We start from the raw sequence: 15639 nt of genomic DNA on the forward strand, positions 1-15639 counted from the left end.
CGACCCGGCCCGCGGCGCGCGCGCTCAGGCCGCCGCGGCCCGCACCCGCCCCGGCCCGGCGCCCTCGCCGTCCCGCAGCACGTCGAGCTCCGCCGCCACCAGCCCGAGCAGCACGAGGTCCACGACGAGCCCGCCGACGGCGCTCCACTGGTCCACGCGGAACAGGAAGATCTGCGTCAGCAGCAGGTTCACCAGCACGGCCCGCCGGAACCACTCGTACCCGCGCGCCCGGTCCCGCCCGACCAGCCGCAGCCCGACCCCCGAGCAGACGAGCGACGCCGCCCCGGAGGCGAGCATGCCGACCAGCGCCCACCAGGGCAGGTCCGCCCCGCCGGCCACCAGCGCGATCCCCCGGCCGACGGTGAAGAGCGTCGCGAGGGCCAGCACCGCGACGGTCACCCGCGGCAGCCACCGCACCCGCACGACGCGCCGGGACGTCGCGACGACCGCCCGCGACACGACCCCGATCGGGTCGGGCAGCTCGCGCGCGTCGTCCTCCACCGCGTCGAGCAGCACCCGGACCTGCGCGCTGCCGTGCACCTCCCCGGCGGCGTCGACCAGCGCGCGGGCCTGCCGGCGGGCGCGCGCCGAGAACCCGCCGGCCAGCCCGGCGACGGCCAGGTCCGCGGCGGCGGCGAGCGTCTCGTGCGGGTCCCGCGCCCGGCGCCCGTGGATCACCTCGCCGACGAGCACGAGCAGCACGACGACCACGTAGATCAGCGACGCGGTCGGCGCGTAGAAGTAGTCGTTGTCCGCCGTGACGAACTTGCCGATCTCGTCGATGAACAGCCCGAACCCCACCCCGCCGACCAGCGCCGCCAGCGGCCGCACCACGGGCCCGGCCCAGGACAGCACCCCGACGACCGCGACCGCCATCAGCAGCCCGCCCCACAGGACGTGCGCGATGTGCAGCCCGCCGCCCCCGAACTGCGGGAACCCGGTCAGCGCCAGCAGCCCGCGCGTGACCAGCACGGTCAGCACCGTGACGGCGAGGAACCCGGCCACGTGCCGCGGCCCCGCGGGGTCGCGCGGCAGGCCGAGCACGAGCAGCGGCGACCGGCGCGGCAGCAGCGGGCGGCGCCCCGCCTCCGTGCCGCGCCCGGGCGCCGCCTCCCGCGTCACCGCTTGCGCTTCTCCCGCACGCGCACCGAGATCGAGATCGGCGAGCCCTCGAACCCGAAGGTCTCGCGCAGCCGGCGCTCGATGAACCGGCGGTACCCCGCCTCGAGGAAGCCGGTCGCGAAGATGACGAACCGCGGCGGCCGGGTGGACGCCTGGGTCGCGAACAGGATGCGGGGCTGCTTGCCGCCCCGCAGCGGGTGCGGGTGCGCGGCCACGAGCTCGCCGAGGAAGGCGTTCAGCCGGCCGGTGGGCACGCGGGTGTCCCAGGACTCGAGCGACCGGGTCAGCGCCGGCACCAGCCGGTCGGTGTGCCAGCCGGTCCGCGCGGAGATGTTCACCCGCGGCGCCCACTGGATCTGCACGAGCTCCTTCTCGATCTCGCGCTCCAGGTACGGGCGGCGGTCCTCGTCCATGAGGTCCCACTTGTTGTACGCGATGACCAGCGCGCGCCCGGCGTCGATGACCTGCTGGATCACGCGGGTGTCCTGCTCGGTCAGCGGCTGGCTCGCGTCCAGCAGCACGACGGCGACCTCGGCCTTCTCGATCGCCGCCTGGGTGCGCAGCGAGGCGTAGAAGTCCGCGCCCGACGTCTGGTGCACGCGGCGCCGGATGCCGGCGGTGTCGACGAACCACCACGGGACGCCCTTGAGCTCGACCAGCTCGTCGACCGGGTCCCGGGTGGTGCCGGCGACGTCGTCGACGACGACGCGGTTCTCGCCCAGGACCTTGTTCAGCAGCGAGGACTTGCCGACGTTCGGCCGGCCGACCAGCGCGACGCGGCGCGGGCCGCCCGGGCGGGCGACGCCGTGCGCCGACACCTCGGGCAGCGCGCCGACCGCGGCGTCCAGCAGGTCGCCGGTGCCGCGGCCGTGCAGGGCGGACACCGGGTGCGGCTCGCCGAGGCCGAGGCTCCACAGCTCGGCGGCGTCGGCCTCGACCCGCGGGCCGTCGACCTTGTTGGCGCAGAGCACGACGGGCTTGCCGGACTTGCGGAGCAGCCGCACGACCCGCTCGTCCGTGGCGGTCGGGCCGACGGTCGCGTCCACGACGAACAGGACCGCGTCCGCGAGCTCGATGGCGACCTCGGCCTGCTCGGCGACCCGGGCCTCGATGCCGGCGACGTCGACCTCCCAGCCGCCGGTGTCCACCAGCGTGAACCGGCGGCCGGCCCACTCCGCTGGGTAGGACACCCGGTCCCGGGTCACGCCCGGCCTGTCCTCGACGACGGCCTCGCGGCGGCCGAGGATGCGGTTGACCAGCGTCGACTTGCCGACGTTCGGCCGGCCGACGACGGCGAGCACCGGCAGCGCGAGCTCGGCGCCGCCGCCGTCCTCGTCGTCGTACTCCCCGGACAGCAGGGCGACGTCCTCGTCCCCGAGCTCGTACTCCTCGAGGCCCGCCCGCAGGGCGCGCTCGCGCGCCGCGTCGTCCTCGGCCTGGGCCGCGGGGTCGACGACGGCCTCGTCCGCGAGGCTCCGGGTGCCGTCGGCGAGGTCGTCGCCGTACCCGTCCTCGACGGTCCCGCTGGTGGTCGGCCGGTCCGGCCCGCTGTCACGCATGGGCACCATTGTCCCCGACGGCGGACCCCGGGACGACCGCGCCCCGCGGGTCAGTCCGTCGGGAGCGTGAACCGGGTGCGCGCCTGGGCGTCCGCCACCAGCGCCGACAGGGCCTCGCGGATCGCCTCGATGGCCGCCGACGTCGCCTCCCGGCGCGACATGCCCTCGGTGCGCCCGACGTGCACCGGCTCCCCGAACTCGACGTGCAGCCGCCGCCGGAACCCCGGGACGTGCCCGACCGACTCCCCCGTGCGCCGGGTGCCGAGCACCGCGACCGGCACGACCGGCGCGGACCCGTTCACGGCCAGCCACGCCACCCCGGCGCGCGCGGACGCCGCGTCGCCCCGCCCGCGGTTCCCCTCGGGGAACACCCCGACGGCGTCGCCGCGCTGGAGCACCTTCAGCGCCGTGGCCAGGGCCTCGCGTCCGCCCGAGCGGTCGACGGGGATCTGCCCGGACGCGCGCAGGATGCCCGCGAACGGCCCGGTGAACATCTCCTCCTTGACCAGGATGTGCACCGGCCGCGGCGTCACGCCCTCCAGGAGCGGCCCGTCGACCACGCTGGTGTGGTTGGCGGCGAACAGCACCGGCCCGGTGGCCGGCACGTGCTCGGCGCCGACCACGCGGGCGTCCCACACGCCGTGCGCGAGCGTCCTGCCGATCGCGCGGGCCCAGCCCGGGACCGGCCGCTCGGCGTACCCGCGGGTCACGCGTGGAGGTCCGCGGTGCGGGCCACCACGTCGAGCACGGCCTGCACGGTCTGCTCCAGGTCCAGCCCCGAGGAGTCGACGGTCACGACGCCGTCCGCCGCCACGAGGAACTGCGAGACCGTCGAGTCGTCCGCGTCGCGGCGCACCACCTGGTCGCGGGTCGCCTCGACGGCTGCGGCGTCGGCCGTGCCGTGCACCTCGCGGGCGCGCCGGGCCAGCCGGGCCTCCTCGCTCGCGGTGAGCAGCAGCCGGACGTCGGCGTCGGGGGCGATGACGGTGGTGATGTCGCGGCCCTCGGCGACGATGCCGCGCCCGCCGGAGAACGACGACGACGCGGCCTGCGCGGCGATCTCGTCGCGCTGCCGCCGGCCGAGCTCGGCCCGGACCTCGAGATTCGTCGCGACGGCGCTGACGGCCGCGGAGATCGCGGTCTCGCGGATCGCCTCGCCGACGTCGTGCCCGTCGACGTGCACCCCGGGGTCCCGGGGGTCGACGCCCATGACCAGGGGCATGTCCCGGATCAGCGCGGCCACCGCGTCGGCGTCGGCGAGCGGCACGCCCCGGTGCAGCGCCCACCAGGTCGCCGCGCGGTACATCGCCCCGGTGTCCAGGTACGCGAGGCCGAGCCGCTCGGCGACCCGCCGGGACACCGTCGACTTCCCCGAGCCGGACGGCCCGTCGATCGCCACCACCACGGGGCGCCGTGCGCTCGCCGTCACCTCACCAGCCTCCATCCGCGGGCCGTCAGCTCCGCCTCCAGGTGCGCCGAGCGGGCCGGGTCCACGGACACCGACGCCATGCCGACGGGTCGTCCCGCCGCGTGCTCGAGCTGCAGCTCCTCCAGGTTCACGCCGGCGGCGCCGACGTCGGTCAGCAGCCGGGCGAGCTCGCCCGGCTGGTCGGGCACGAGGGCCGTGACCACCGCGTACCGCCGCGGGGCGCCGCCGTGCTTGCCGGGCACCAGCCCGACGCCGGCGTTGCCGTCCGCGATCAGCCGCGCGATCCGCGCCAGCGCGCCGAGCTCCACGTCCTCCGGCCCGGTCGCGCGCGCCGCGCTGTCCAGCGCGCCCAGCACCTCGTCCAGGTCGTCGCGCAGGCCCGCCAGGACGTCCCGCACCGCGCCGGCGTTCGCCGCGAGGATCGACGTCCACAGCGCCGGGTCCGATGACGCGATCCGCGTGACGTCCCGCAGCCCCTGGCCCGCGAGCCCGAGCGCGTCCGGCTCGGCGCCCCGCAGCCGCGCGGCGACCAGGCTGGCCGCGACCTGCGGCACGTGCGACACCGCCGCCACCGCCGCGTCGTGCGCGTCCGCGTCCATCGTCACGGGCACGCCGCCGAGGTCCGCCGCCAGCGCCCGCACCGCGAGCAGCGCGTCCGGCCGGGACTCCCCCGAGTCGACGACCACCCACGGCCGGCCCACGAACAGGTCCGGGACCGCCGCCGCGGGGCCGGAGCGCTCCCGCCCGGCCATCGGGTGCGAGCCGACGTACCGGGTCAGGTCGGCGCCCGCGGCGCGCAGCTCGCGCAGCACGTAGCCCTTGACGCTCGCCACGTCGGTGACCACCGCGTCCGGGTGCGCGGCGAGCTCGGCGCGCACGACGTCGGCCGTCACGTCCGGCGGCGCGGCCACGACCACCAGCGCCGGCTCCGGGTCGCCCGGCTCCGCGGGCCGGCCGGCCCCGACGTCCCGGGCCAGCGCCAGCGCGGTGCGCGACGGGTCGGCCAGGGTGACGTCCACGCCGCGGGTCGCCAGGGCCAGGCCCACGGACGCGCCGAGCAGCCCCGTGCCGACGACGCGCACCGGCCCCCGGGTCGCGACGGCCGCCGCGCTCACATCCCCACCGAGGTCATGAGCGAGCCGACCTCCGCCTTCCCGAGGACGCGCGTGCGGCCGACCTTGAGGTCGCCGAGCTTGATCGGGCCGATCTGGGTGCGCAGCAGGCGGGTCACGGGGTGCCCGACCTCCTCCAGCAGGCGCCGGACCACGCGGTTGCGGCCCTCGTGCAGCACGATCTCGACCAGGCTGGCCTGCGGCGTCGCGTCGACCACGCGGAACGCGTCGACCGCGACCACCCCGTCCTCGAGCTCGACGCCGCGCTTCAGCCGCGCGCCGACCCCGCCGGGCACGCGGCCCTCGACGGTCGCGAGGTAGGTCTTCGTGACGCCGTGCGACGGGTGCGAGAGCCGGTTGGCCAGCTCGCCGTCGTTGGTCAGGAGGATCAGGCCCTCCGAGTCGGCGTCCAGGCGCCCGACGTGGAACAGCCGCTCCTCGCGACCCGCCACGAACTCCGCGAGCGACGGCCGGCCCTCGGGGTCGTGCATCGTCGAGACGACGCCCAGCGGCTTGTTCAGCGCGATCGTCACCACCGACTGGTCGAGCTGCAGGCGCAGGCCGTCCACGTGGATCTGGGCGCTGCGCGGGTCCACGCGCACGCCGAGCTCGAGGACGACCTGGCCGTCCACGGACACCCGGCCCGCCGCGATGAGCTCCTCGCAGGCGCGGCGGGAACCGAGGCCCGCCTGCGCGAGCACCTTCTGCAGGCGGACGCCCTCGGGGTCGTGCACGTCCACCGTCGGCTCGCTGCGCGGCCGGCGGGGGCCGGCCGGGCGCGCGGGGGCCGCGGGCCAGCGGGAGCCGGGGCGGCCGACGCCCTGCGCACCGGGGCGGGAGACGCCGGCGCCGCGCGAGCCGCCCGCGCCGCGCGAGCCGCCCGCACCGCGGGAGGGCGCCGCGCCGGTGCGGGGGGCACCGCCGGACCGCGGACCGCCCGACCGGGCGCCGCCCTCGCCGGACCGCTCGGCACCGCCGGACCAGCCGCCGCCGGAGCGTGCGGGCCCGCCGGACCGCCCGCCGCCGCCCGACCAGCCGCCGTCGCGGGAGCGCCCGCCGTCGCCGGACCCGCCCGGCCGCCCGGCGCCGCCGCCCGGCCGCCCCCCGGTGGGCCGCCCGCCGCGGCTCGCGCCGCCGCCCGACCGCCCACCGGCGCCGCCGGCACCCCGGCCCGCGCCACCACCGGCGCCGCCGCGGCCGCGACCGCCGCCCTGTCCTGCTGCACTCATCACACGTCTCCTGTCGTACCGTCGGCCCCGTCGAGCCCGTCGAACGCGTCGATCTCGGGCAGGTACGGGGCGAGCGGGGGCAGCTCGTCGAGGCTCGTGAGGCCCATCCGCTCGAGGAAGTATCCCGTGGTCCGGTACAGCAGCGCACCCGAGGTCGGGTCGGTACCCGCCTCGGTCACCAGGCCGCGTGCCGTCAGCGTCCGCACGACGCCGTCCACGTTGACGCCGCGCACACCCGAGACCTGCCCGCGCGTGACCGGCTGCCGGTAGGCGATCACCGCCAGCGTCTCCAGCGCGGCCTGGGTCAGCCGGGCGGTCTGCCCGTCGAGCACGAAGGCGCCGACGACCTGGTGGTACGCGGGTGCGGAGTAGATCCGCCAGCCCTCGCCGGCCTGGCGGAGCTCGAACCCGCGGGGCCGCCCGCCGTGCTCGCCGCGGTACTCCTCGGCCAGCGTGCGCAGCAGGTCCACGACGTCCCCGGTCGGCAGCCCGAGCACCGCGGCGAGCCGCACGGCGGGGATGGGCTCGTCGGCCACCATGAGCACGGCCTCGAGCGCCGCCAGGGCGCCCCCGGGCAGGTCGGCCACGTCGAACGCGAGCTCCTCGGGCGCGGGCGGCTGCTCCCCCTCGCCGAGCGGCACCGGCGGCTCCTGCGCCTCCTGCGGCCCCGCGGTCGCCTCGTCGGTCATCGGCCCGTCCCCTCGTCCACCCCGTCCGGCACCGCGGCCACCGCGGCCGGGTCGTCGTCCTCGTCGAAGTCCGTCGTCACCGCCACGTCCCCGTCGCCCGTCGCCGTCCACCGCACCGTGAGCTCCCCCAGCGGCGTCACCTGGTCGAACCCGACCGCGCCCTCCCGGAACAGCTCCAGCAGCGCCAGGAACCGCGCCACCACGACCAGCGTCGACCCGGCGTCCGCCGTCAGCGCCCGGAACGTCGCCGATCCGCCGTGCCGCAGCCGGTCCGCCAGCACCGCCGCCTGCTCCCGCACCGAGACCGCGGGCGCGTGCAGGTGGCTGATGTCCACGCCCGGCGGCGGGGGCGGTGGCGCGAGCGCCTTCGCGGCCAGCGCGGCGAGCTCCTGCGGCCCGATCTGCCACACGAGCTCGGGCAGCATGGCCGCGAGGTGCGGCTCCAGCTCGACGGTCCGCGGCAGCCGCTTGCCCTGCTCGGTCAGCCGGCGCCCGATGTCGGCAGCCACGACCTTGTACGCGCGGTACTGCAGCAGGCGGGCGAACAGCAGGTCCCGGGCCTCCAGCAGCTCGAGGTCCTCGGCGTCCTCGACGTCGCCCGCGGGCAGCAGCCGGGCCGCCTTGAGGTCGAGCAGCGTCGCCGCCACCAGCAGGAACTCGCTGGCCTGCCCGAGGTCCCACGTGCGCCCGCCGTCCGCCGCCGACCGCTCCGCCGCGCGGATGTACGCGATGAACTCGTCCGTGACCGCGGCGAGCGCGACCTCGGTGATGTCGAGCTTGTGCTTGGAGATCAGCCCCAGCAGCAGGTCGAACGGCCCCGAGAAGTTCTCCAGGTGCACCTCGAAGGCGCTCGACCCGACGGGGGCGGCGACGGCCTCCGGTGCGGCGGCGTCGGGCGCGGGGGTCTCAGGCGGCGTCGCCACGGGCGACGAGCTCCCGGGCCAGCTGCCGGTAGGCGTGCGCCCCCGCGTGCGTCGGCGCGTAGGTGGTGATCGGCTCCGCCGCGACGGACGCGTCCGGGAACTTCACGGTCCGGCCGATGACGGTCTGCAGCAGCGTGTCGCCGAACGCCTCGTACACCCGGGCCACGACCTCGCGGGCGTGCAGCGTGCGGGGGTCGTACATCGTCGCGAGGATGCCGTCGACCTCGAGGCGCGGGTTCAGCCGGTCGCGCACCTTCTCGATGGTCTCGACCAGGAGGGCCACGCCGCGCAGCGCGAAGAACTCGCACTCCAGCGGGATGAGCACGCCGTGCGCCGCGGTCAGGGCGTTCACGGTGAGCAGGCCGAGCGACGGCTGGCAGTCGATGAGCACGACGTCGTAGTCGTCCAGCACGGGCCGCAGGACGCGCGACAGGATCGACTCCCGGGCGACCTCGGACACGAGCTGGACCTCGGCCGCGGACAGGTCGATGTTCGCCGGCAGCAGGTCCAGGCCCGGGATCTCGGTGGGCCGCACCAGGTCCGTGATGACGGCGTTCCGGTCGACCAGCAGGTCGTACACGGTGCGGTCGAGCTCGTGCGGGCTGGTGCCCAGGCCGACGGACGCGGCGCCCTGCGGGTCGAAGTCGACGATGAGCACCCGGCGCCCGTACTCGGCGAGCGCGGCGGCCAGGTTGATGGTCGTGGTCGTCTTGCCGACCCCGCCCTTCTGGTTGCACATCGCGATCACGCGTGCGGGCCCGTGCGCGGCGAGGGGGGCGGGGACGGGGAAGTCGGGCAGGGGCCTGCCCACCGGGTCGAGAACGGTCTCGGTCGTCTCCTCGCGTGCCACCCGCACAACCTACCGGAGCGGCGCCGGTCCCCCGGGCCTGCCGCGCCGACCCGGCCGCGTGTGACGTGCGCCGCCGGGGTCAGGCCCGGGCGCGCTCCCGCCGGGCGCGCGGGTGGCTGGTCGCGTACACCTCGCGGAGCGTGTCCGGCGTCACCCGCGTGTAGATCTGCGTGGTGGTCACGGACGCGTGCCCGAGCAGCTCCTGCACGACGCGGACGTCCGCGCCGCCCGCGAGCAGGTGGGTGGCGAACGAGTGCCGCAGGGTGTGCGGCGACACGTGCTCGGCCCCGGGCAGCCCGGCGCGCTCGGCCGCCGTGCGCAGCACCGCCCACGCGCTCTGCCGGGAGAGCCGCGCGCCGCGGGTGTTGAGGAACACGGCCGCGCCGCCCGACCCGGCCGCCGCCAGGGCGGGCCGGGACCGCACGAGGTACGCCTCGACCGCCTCGACCGCGTAGGCCCCGACCGGCACGACGCGCTCCTTGCTGCCCTTGCCGAACAGCCGGACCGCCGCGCGCCCCTCGGTCAGGTCGAGGTCGTCGACGTCCAGCCCGACGGCCTCGGAGATCCGCGCGCCCGTCGAGTACACGAGCTCGAGCAGCGCCCGGTCGCGCAGCGGCACCGGCCCGTCGCCGAGCGAGGCCGCCTCCAGCAGGCGCTCGACGTCGTGCGTCGAGATGGCCTTCGGCAGCGTCTGGGACTGCTTCGGCGGCCGGACGGCGCGCGCCGGGTCGCCGGCGCTCAGGCCCTCGAGGACGCAGAACCGGTGCCAGCCCCGCACCGCCACGACGGCCCGCTTCGCCGACGACGCTGACAGCACGGCCCGCCCGTCGGAGCCCGTCCGCACCGCGGTGAGGAAGTCCTCGACGTCGGCCTCCGCCACGTCGCCCACCCGCGCGCGCCCGGCGGCGGCCAGGTGCTCGACGTAGCGGTCCAGGTCCCGGCGGTACGCGGCCAGCGTGTTCGCGGACAGCCCGCGCTCGACGGTGAGGTGCGCGAGGTAGCCGTCCAGCGCCGCGCGCAGGGGTCCGGGGACCTCGACGGGCGCCGCGCCGTCCGCCATCGCCGTCCTCCCCGGGGTGCGCCTCGTCTAGAGCGGGAGGAACACGTCGACCGCCACCGCGACCGACAGCAGCGACAGGTACGTGATCGACCCGTGGAACACCGACATCGCGCGGAGCTTGCCGCGGCTCGGGTCCTGGGCGCGACGGTACAGCGCGACGTTCGACCAGAGGAACCACACGCCGAGGACGGTCGCCACGACGGCGTACACCCAGGTCATCCCGGCGACCGGGACCAGCAGCAGCGAGCAGGCGATCATCGCGACGGTGTACGCGATCATCTCCTTCGCGACCTTCGCCTCCGCGGCCACGACCGGGAGCATCGGGACGCCCGCGGCGGCGTAGTCCTTGCGGAACTTCATCGACAGCGGCCAGTAGTGCGGCGGCGTCCAGAAGAAGATGACGCCGAACAGCAGCACCGCGGCCCACGACAGCCCGCCGGTCACCGAGGACCAGCCGATCAGCACCGGCATGCAGCCCGCGGCGCCGCCCCACACGATGTTCTGCGGCGTACGACGCTTGAGGATCATCGTGTAGCCGACGACGTAGATGAGGATGGCGGCGCCCGTGAGCAGCGCCGACGGCACGTTCACGAGCAGCGCGAGCCAGGTGAGCGACGCGACGCCCAGCAGCAGCCCGAACACCAGCGCCGCGCGCGGCGTGATCTCGCCGGTGACGAGCGGCCGGCGCTTCGTCCGGTTCATCACCTGGTCGATGTCGCGGTCCAGGTAGCAGTTGAGCACGTTCGCAGATCCGGCCGCGGCGGCGCCGCCGACCAGCGTGGCGAGCACGAGCCCGACCGGCGGGAAGCCGCCCTGCGCGAGGATCATCGTCGGCAGCGTCGTGACGAGCAGCAGCTCGATGACGCGCGGCTTCGTCAGCGCGACGTACGCGCCGACCCGGCGGCGCAGCGTGCGGGGGCCGGCGGCGGGGACGGGGTTGGACTGCGGACGGGAGGACGCACCGGCGGGAGCGGCTGGGCTCATCGTGCGCACGCTCCGGTCCTCCGCCCGTGTCCGCGTCCCGCGGGTCGCCCCGCGGATGGTCCTCGCCATCGTACGGCCCTTTCGGCAGCAGAGGGGGACGTCCCGCGCATGGGACCTCGGTCCCAGAGGTGTGACGTCCGTCGCCCTGCCCGGCCCGGCCTGTGGACGAACCGGCGATCCCCCACCAGCGGGTCTAGGCTCGATGAGCACGCCCGGCAGGCCGCACCGACAGCCGGGCGTGAGCGGCGCCCGGCCCCCCGACCGGGCGCACGAGGAGTCGACGTCCCGGTCCGTGCGGGACGAGAAACGAGGTGGCAGGACGATGACTGAGGGCACCACGCCGCTCGACCGGGTGGCCGACGCCGGCGTCGCGGTCTGGCTGGACGACCTGTCCCGGGAACGGCTGCGGACCGGGAACCTGAAGGACCTCGTGGCGGAGCGCCGCGTGGTCGGGGTGACCACCAACCCGACGATCTTCGCGAGCGCGCTGGCGAAGGGCGACGCCTACGACGAGCAGCTCCGGCAGCTCGCGGCGCAGGGCACCGACGTGGACGGCGCGGTCTTCGCGATCACCACCGACGACGTCCGCGAGGCCGCCGACGTGCTGCGCCCCGTGCACGACGCCACCGACGGCGTCGACGGCCGCGTCTCGATCGAGGTGGACCCGCGCCTGGCGCACGACACCCAGGCCACCGTCGACGCGGCGCGCGCGCTGTGGTCGACGATCGACCGGCCGAACGTCTTCATCAAGATCCCGGCCACGCTGGACGGCCTGCCCGCGATCACGCAGGTGCTCGCCGACGGCATCAGCGTGAACGTGACGCTGATCTTCTCCCTCGAGCGGTACCGCGCCGTGCTCGACGCCTTCGTGGCCGGGCTCGAGCAGGCCCGCGCGAACGGGCACGACCTCGCGCCGATCGCCTCGGTGGCGTCCTTCTTCGTGTCCCGCGTGGACGCCGCAGTCGACCCGCGTCTGGACGCCATCGGCTCCCCCGAGGCCGCGGAGCTGCGCGGGAAGGCCGCCATCGCGAACGCCCGCCTCGCGTACGGGGTGTACGAGGAGGTCGTCGCGGGCGAGCGCTGGCAGTCGCTCGCCTCCGACGGCGCGCGGCCGCAGCGGCCGCTGTGGGCCTCGACCGGCGTCAAGGACAAGGCGTACCCCGACACCCGCTACGTCGACGAGCTCGTCGTCGCGGGTGTCGTCAACACCATGCCCGAGGCCACGCTGCAGGCCGTCGCCGACCACGGCGACTTCCGCGGCGACACGGTCACCGGCACCCAGGACGAGGCGCGGCGGGTCGTCGAGGCCCTCGCCGGCCTGGGCATCTCCCTCGACGAGGTCACCGACCGGCTCGAGCGCGAGGGCGTCGAGAAGTTCGAGACGTCCTGGACCGAGCTCCTCGACACCGTCCGCGACGGACTGGGCCAGGTGACCGCGTGAGGCCCGCCAAGGTCACCCCGGAGCACAACCCGCTCCGGGACCCCCGCGACCGCCGGCTCCCCCGCATCGCCGGGCCGTCCGGCCTGGTCATCTTCGGGGTCACCGGCGACCTCGCGCGCAAGAAGCTCATGCCCGCGGTGTACGACCTCACCAACCGCGGCCTGCTCCCGCCGGGCTTCGCGCTCACCGGGTTCGCCCGGCGCGACTGGGAGGACCAGGACTTCGCGCAGATCGTGCACGACTCGGTCAAGGAGCACGCCCGGACCCCGTTCCGCGAGGCGACCTGGCGGCAGCTGTCCGAGGGCATCCGGTTCGTGCAGGGCACCTTCGACGACGACGACGCGTTCGACCGGCTCCGCCAGACCGTCGAGGACCTCGACGTGTCCCGGGGCACCGGCGGCAACCACGCCTTCTACCTGTCGGTGCCGCCGAGCGCGTTCCCGGTGGTCTGCAAGCAGCTCGCCCGCTCGGGCCTGTCCGAGTCCCGCGACGACGCCTGGCGCCGCGTGGTCATCGAGAAGCCGTTCGGGCACGACCTGCAGTCCGCCCGTGAGCTGAACGACGTCGTGTCGAGCGTGTTCCGGCCGGACGACGTGTTCCGGATCGACCACTACCTCGGCAAGGAGACCGTGCAGAACCTGCTGGCGCTGCGCTTCGCGAACCAGCTGTTCGAGCCGATCTGGAACGCCAACTACGTCGACCACGTGCAGATCACGATGGCCGAGGACATCGGCGTGGGCGGCCGCGCCGGCTACTACGACGGCATCGGCGCCGCGCGCGACGTCATCCAGAACCACCTGCTCCAGCTCCTCGCCCTCACCGCGATGGAGGAGCCGGTCACGTTCGACGCGCACGACCTCACCGCCGAGAAGATCAAGGTGCTCTCCGCGGTGCGGCTGCCCAAGGACCTCGGCAAGCACACCGCGCGCGGGCAGTACGCCGCCGGGTGGCAGGGCGGCGAGCGGGTCGTCGGCTACCTCGATGAGGGCGGGTTCGACCCGAACTCGACCACCGAGACCTTCGCCGCGATCCGCGTGGACGTCGACACCCGCCGCTGGGCGGGCGTGCCGTTCTACCTGCGGACCGGCAAGCGCCTGGGCCGGCGCGTCACCGAGATCGCCGTCGTGTTCAAGAAGGCGCCGCACCTGCCCTTCGAGTCCACCGCGACCGAGGAGCTCGGCAAGAACGCCCTGGTCATCCGGGTGCAGCCCGACGAGGGCGTGACCCTGCGGTTCGGCGCCAAGGTGCCGGGCACCGCGATGGAGGTCCGGGACGTCACGATGGACTTCGGCTACGGCCACGCGTTCACCGAGTCCTCCCCCGAGGCCTACGAGCGCCTGATCCTCGACGTCCTGCTGGGCGACCCGCCGCTGTTCCCGCGGCACGAGGAGGTCGAGCTCTCCTGGAAGATCCTCGACCCGATCACGTCCTACTGGGCGAGCAAGGGCAAGCCCGAGCCCTACCGCGCGGGCACCTGGGGGCCGGAGTCGGCCGACCGCATGCTGGAGCGCGACGGACGAGCCTGGAGGCGACCGTGATCATCGACCTGCCGAAGACGACCACCCGCGACATCAACAAGCGGCTGGTCCAGGAGCGCGACGAGGGCGGCGCGGTCGCGCTCGGGCGCGTGCTGACCCTCATCATCGACGTCGGCCCGCACGACCCCGAGGACGCGATCGCCGCGGCGAACGACGCCTCCCGCGAGCACCCGTGCCGCGTCATCGTGCTGACCGAGGAGGGCCCCGGCGAGGACTCCGAGCTCGACGCGCAGATCCGCCTCGGCGGCGACGCCGGCGCCAGCGAGGTCGTCATCCTGCACCCGTCGTCCGCGCAGGCCCGGCACCTGGACACCCTGGTGCTGCCCCTGCTGCTGCCCGACGCGCCGATCGTCGCGTGGTGGCCGTACGACGTGCCGAAGGACCCCGCGCAGCACCCGATCGGGCAGCTCGCGCGGCGCCGGATCACCGACTCCACCGAGTGCACCAGCCCCACCCGGACGCTGCACCGGCTCGCCGAGACCTACGCCGAGGGCGACACCGACCTCGCCTGGACCCGGACGACCCTGTGGCGCGGCCTGATCGCCGCGACCCTGGACCAGCCGCCGTTCGAGCCGGTGCAGCGGGCCGTCGTCGCCGGGGAGAGCACGCACCCGTCGGTCGACCTCATCGCCGCGTGGCTCGGCTGGGCCCTGAACTGCCCGGTCGAGATCGAGCGGCAGGCCGACGCGCCCGCCATCACCCAGGTCCGGCTCGAGCGCCGCTCCGGCGCGATCGTGCTGGACCGCCCCGACGGCAAGACCGCCGCGCTGCGCCAGCCCGACCAGCCCGAGCACCGGATCGCCCTGCCGATCCGCAAGCTGCGCGAGTGCCTCGCCGAGGAGCTCCGCCGGCTCGACGCCGACGAGGTCTACGGCGAGGTGCTCCGCAAGGGCCTGGCGAAGGTGGGCGCATGACGGGCGCCCCGCGCACCGTCCTGGTGCACCCCGACGCCACCGTGCTCGCCGAGGCCACCGCCGCGCGGCTGATCACCCGCCTGGTCGACCTGCAGTCGGCGGCCGCCCCGGTGCACGTGGTCCTCACCGGCGGCACCGTCGGCATCAGGACGCTCGCGGCCGTCGCGGCGTCACCCGCCCGGGCAGCCGTCGACTGGTCCGGCGTCCACCTGTGGTGGGGCGACGAGCGGTTCCTGCCGGACGGCGACCCCGACCGCAACGAGACGCAGGCCCGCGAGGCCCTGCTCGACGCGCTCGGCGACGCCCTGCCCGCCGCGAACGTGCACCCGATGCGCCCGCTCGACGAGGCCGCGGGCATCGCGACGCCCGAGGACTCCGCCGCCGCGTACGCCGCCGAGCTCGCCGTCTTCGCCCCCGAGGGCTCCGACGTCCCGGCGTTCGACGTGCTCATGCTCGGCATGGGCCCCGACGGCCACGTCGCGTCGCTGTTCCCCGGCCACGAGGGCGTCGGCGTCACCGGCGTCCCCACGGTCGGCGTGCACGGCTCCCCCAAGCCTCCGCCGCTGCGGGTGTCGCTGACGTTCGAGGCGATCCGCGTCGCCCGCGAGGTCTGGGTCGTGGCCGCGGGCGCCGAGAAGGCCGGCCCGGTCGCCTCGGCCCTGTCCGACGCCCCGGTGGACGTCACCCCCGCCGCGGGGGCCCGCGGCACGGAGGCCACCCTGTGGCTGGTGGACGCGGCCGCGGTCGCGGAGGTCGGCGCGGCCTGACCCGTCCCGCCCACGCGACCCC

15 protein-coding genes are annotated in these 15639 nt (G+C 75.9%); 4 read left to right on the plus strand and 11 right to left on the minus strand.

Features of this window, described 5'->3' with window-relative positions; all coding sequences use genetic code 11:
• Positions 1–24: 24 nt before the first annotated feature.
• From HNR08_RS19915 to HNR08_RS19965, 11 genes are all read right to left on the minus strand, one after another.
• Positions 25–1122, minus strand: coding sequence for a hypothetical protein (locus tag HNR08_RS19915; protein ID WP_146840681.1), 1098 nt, complete (start codon positions 1120–1122; stop codon positions 25–27).
• Positions 1119–2681 (minus strand): ribosome biogenesis GTPase Der, encoded by a 1563-nt coding sequence (gene der, locus HNR08_RS19920; protein WP_146840682.1) that lies wholly within the window; start codon positions 2679–2681, stop codon positions 1119–1121. The genes HNR08_RS19915 and der overlap by 4 nt, the downstream gene beginning before the upstream one ends.
• Before the next feature lie 50 nt (positions 2682–2731).
• On the minus strand, positions 2732–3391 hold the full coding sequence (locus HNR08_RS19925) for a lysophospholipid acyltransferase family protein (RefSeq protein WP_146840683.1): 660 nt from the start codon (positions 3389–3391) through the stop codon (positions 2732–2734).
• Positions 3388–4125, minus strand: coding sequence for a (d)CMP kinase (gene cmk, locus HNR08_RS19930; protein WP_146840684.1), 738 nt, complete (start codon positions 4123–4125; stop codon positions 3388–3390). Before cmk ends, HNR08_RS19925 begins: the two co-directional genes overlap by 4 nt.
• Positions 4107–5225, minus strand: a complete 1119-nt coding sequence (locus HNR08_RS19935; protein WP_146840685.1) for a prephenate dehydrogenase — start codon at positions 5223–5225, stop codon at positions 4107–4109. Before HNR08_RS19935 ends, cmk begins: the two co-directional genes overlap by 19 nt.
• Positions 5222–6451, minus strand: coding sequence for a pseudouridine synthase (locus HNR08_RS22090; RefSeq protein ID WP_246803312.1), 1230 nt, complete (start codon positions 6449–6451; stop codon positions 5222–5224). Before HNR08_RS22090 ends, HNR08_RS19935 begins: the two co-directional genes overlap by 4 nt.
• Positions 6451–7140: an SMC-Scp complex subunit ScpB gene (gene scpB / locus HNR08_RS19945; RefSeq protein ID WP_146837048.1), complete on the minus strand. Its 690-nt coding sequence runs from the start codon at positions 7138–7140 to the stop codon at positions 6451–6453. The genes HNR08_RS22090 and scpB overlap by 1 nt, the downstream gene beginning before the upstream one ends.
• A complete protein-coding gene (locus HNR08_RS19950; RefSeq protein WP_146837051.1) occupies positions 7137–8063 on the minus strand; it encodes a segregation and condensation protein A in 927 nt (308 codons plus the stop codon). The genes scpB and HNR08_RS19950 overlap by 4 nt, the downstream gene beginning before the upstream one ends.
• Positions 8047–8913: a ParA family protein gene (locus tag HNR08_RS19955; RefSeq protein WP_146837054.1), complete on the minus strand. Its 867-nt coding sequence runs from the start codon at positions 8911–8913 to the stop codon at positions 8047–8049. Before HNR08_RS19955 ends, HNR08_RS19950 begins: the two co-directional genes overlap by 17 nt.
• A gap of 79 nt (positions 8914–8992) precedes the next feature.
• Positions 8993–9973 carry a site-specific tyrosine recombinase XerD gene (gene xerD / locus HNR08_RS19960; RefSeq protein ID WP_146837057.1) on the minus strand — a complete coding sequence of 327 codons (981 nt, stop codon included), beginning with the start codon at positions 9971–9973 and terminating at the stop codon, positions 8993–8995.
• Between the two features lie 27 nt (positions 9974–10000).
• Positions 10001–10957 (minus strand): heme o synthase, encoded by a 957-nt coding sequence (locus HNR08_RS19965; RefSeq protein WP_146837060.1) that lies wholly within the window; start codon positions 10955–10957, stop codon positions 10001–10003.
• A gap of 322 nt (positions 10958–11279) precedes the next feature.
• Between HNR08_RS19965 and tal the strand changes: the two genes are divergently transcribed.
• Genes tal through pgl form a run of 4 tightly spaced genes read left to right on the plus strand, consistent with a single transcriptional unit; the run spans position 11280 to position 15617 of the window.
• The gene (tal, locus tag HNR08_RS19970; protein ID WP_146837063.1) at positions 11280–12398 is read left to right on the plus strand and encodes a transaldolase; all 1119 of its coding nucleotides are present in this window, start codon (positions 11280–11282) and stop codon (positions 12396–12398) included.
• Positions 12395–13936 carry a glucose-6-phosphate dehydrogenase gene (gene zwf / locus HNR08_RS19975; RefSeq protein ID WP_146837066.1) on the plus strand — a complete coding sequence of 514 codons (1542 nt, stop codon included), beginning with the start codon at positions 12395–12397 and terminating at the stop codon, positions 13934–13936. The genes tal and zwf overlap by 4 nt, the downstream gene beginning before the upstream one ends.
• Complete coding sequence (locus HNR08_RS19980) at positions 13933–14850, plus strand: glucose-6-phosphate dehydrogenase assembly protein OpcA (RefSeq protein WP_146837069.1); 918 nt, start codon at positions 13933–13935, stop codon at positions 14848–14850. Before zwf ends, HNR08_RS19980 begins: the two co-directional genes overlap by 4 nt.
• Positions 14847–15617, plus strand: coding sequence for a 6-phosphogluconolactonase (pgl, locus tag HNR08_RS19985; protein WP_146837072.1), 771 nt, complete (start codon positions 14847–14849; stop codon positions 15615–15617). Before HNR08_RS19980 ends, pgl begins: the two co-directional genes overlap by 4 nt.
• Positions 15618–15639 lie beyond the last annotated feature (22 nt).

The sequence above is a fragment of the Cellulomonas hominis genome, assembly GCF_014201095.1.
In the GTDB taxonomy this organism is placed as follows: Bacteria; Actinomycetota; Actinomycetes; order Actinomycetales; family Cellulomonadaceae; genus Cellulomonas; species Cellulomonas hominis.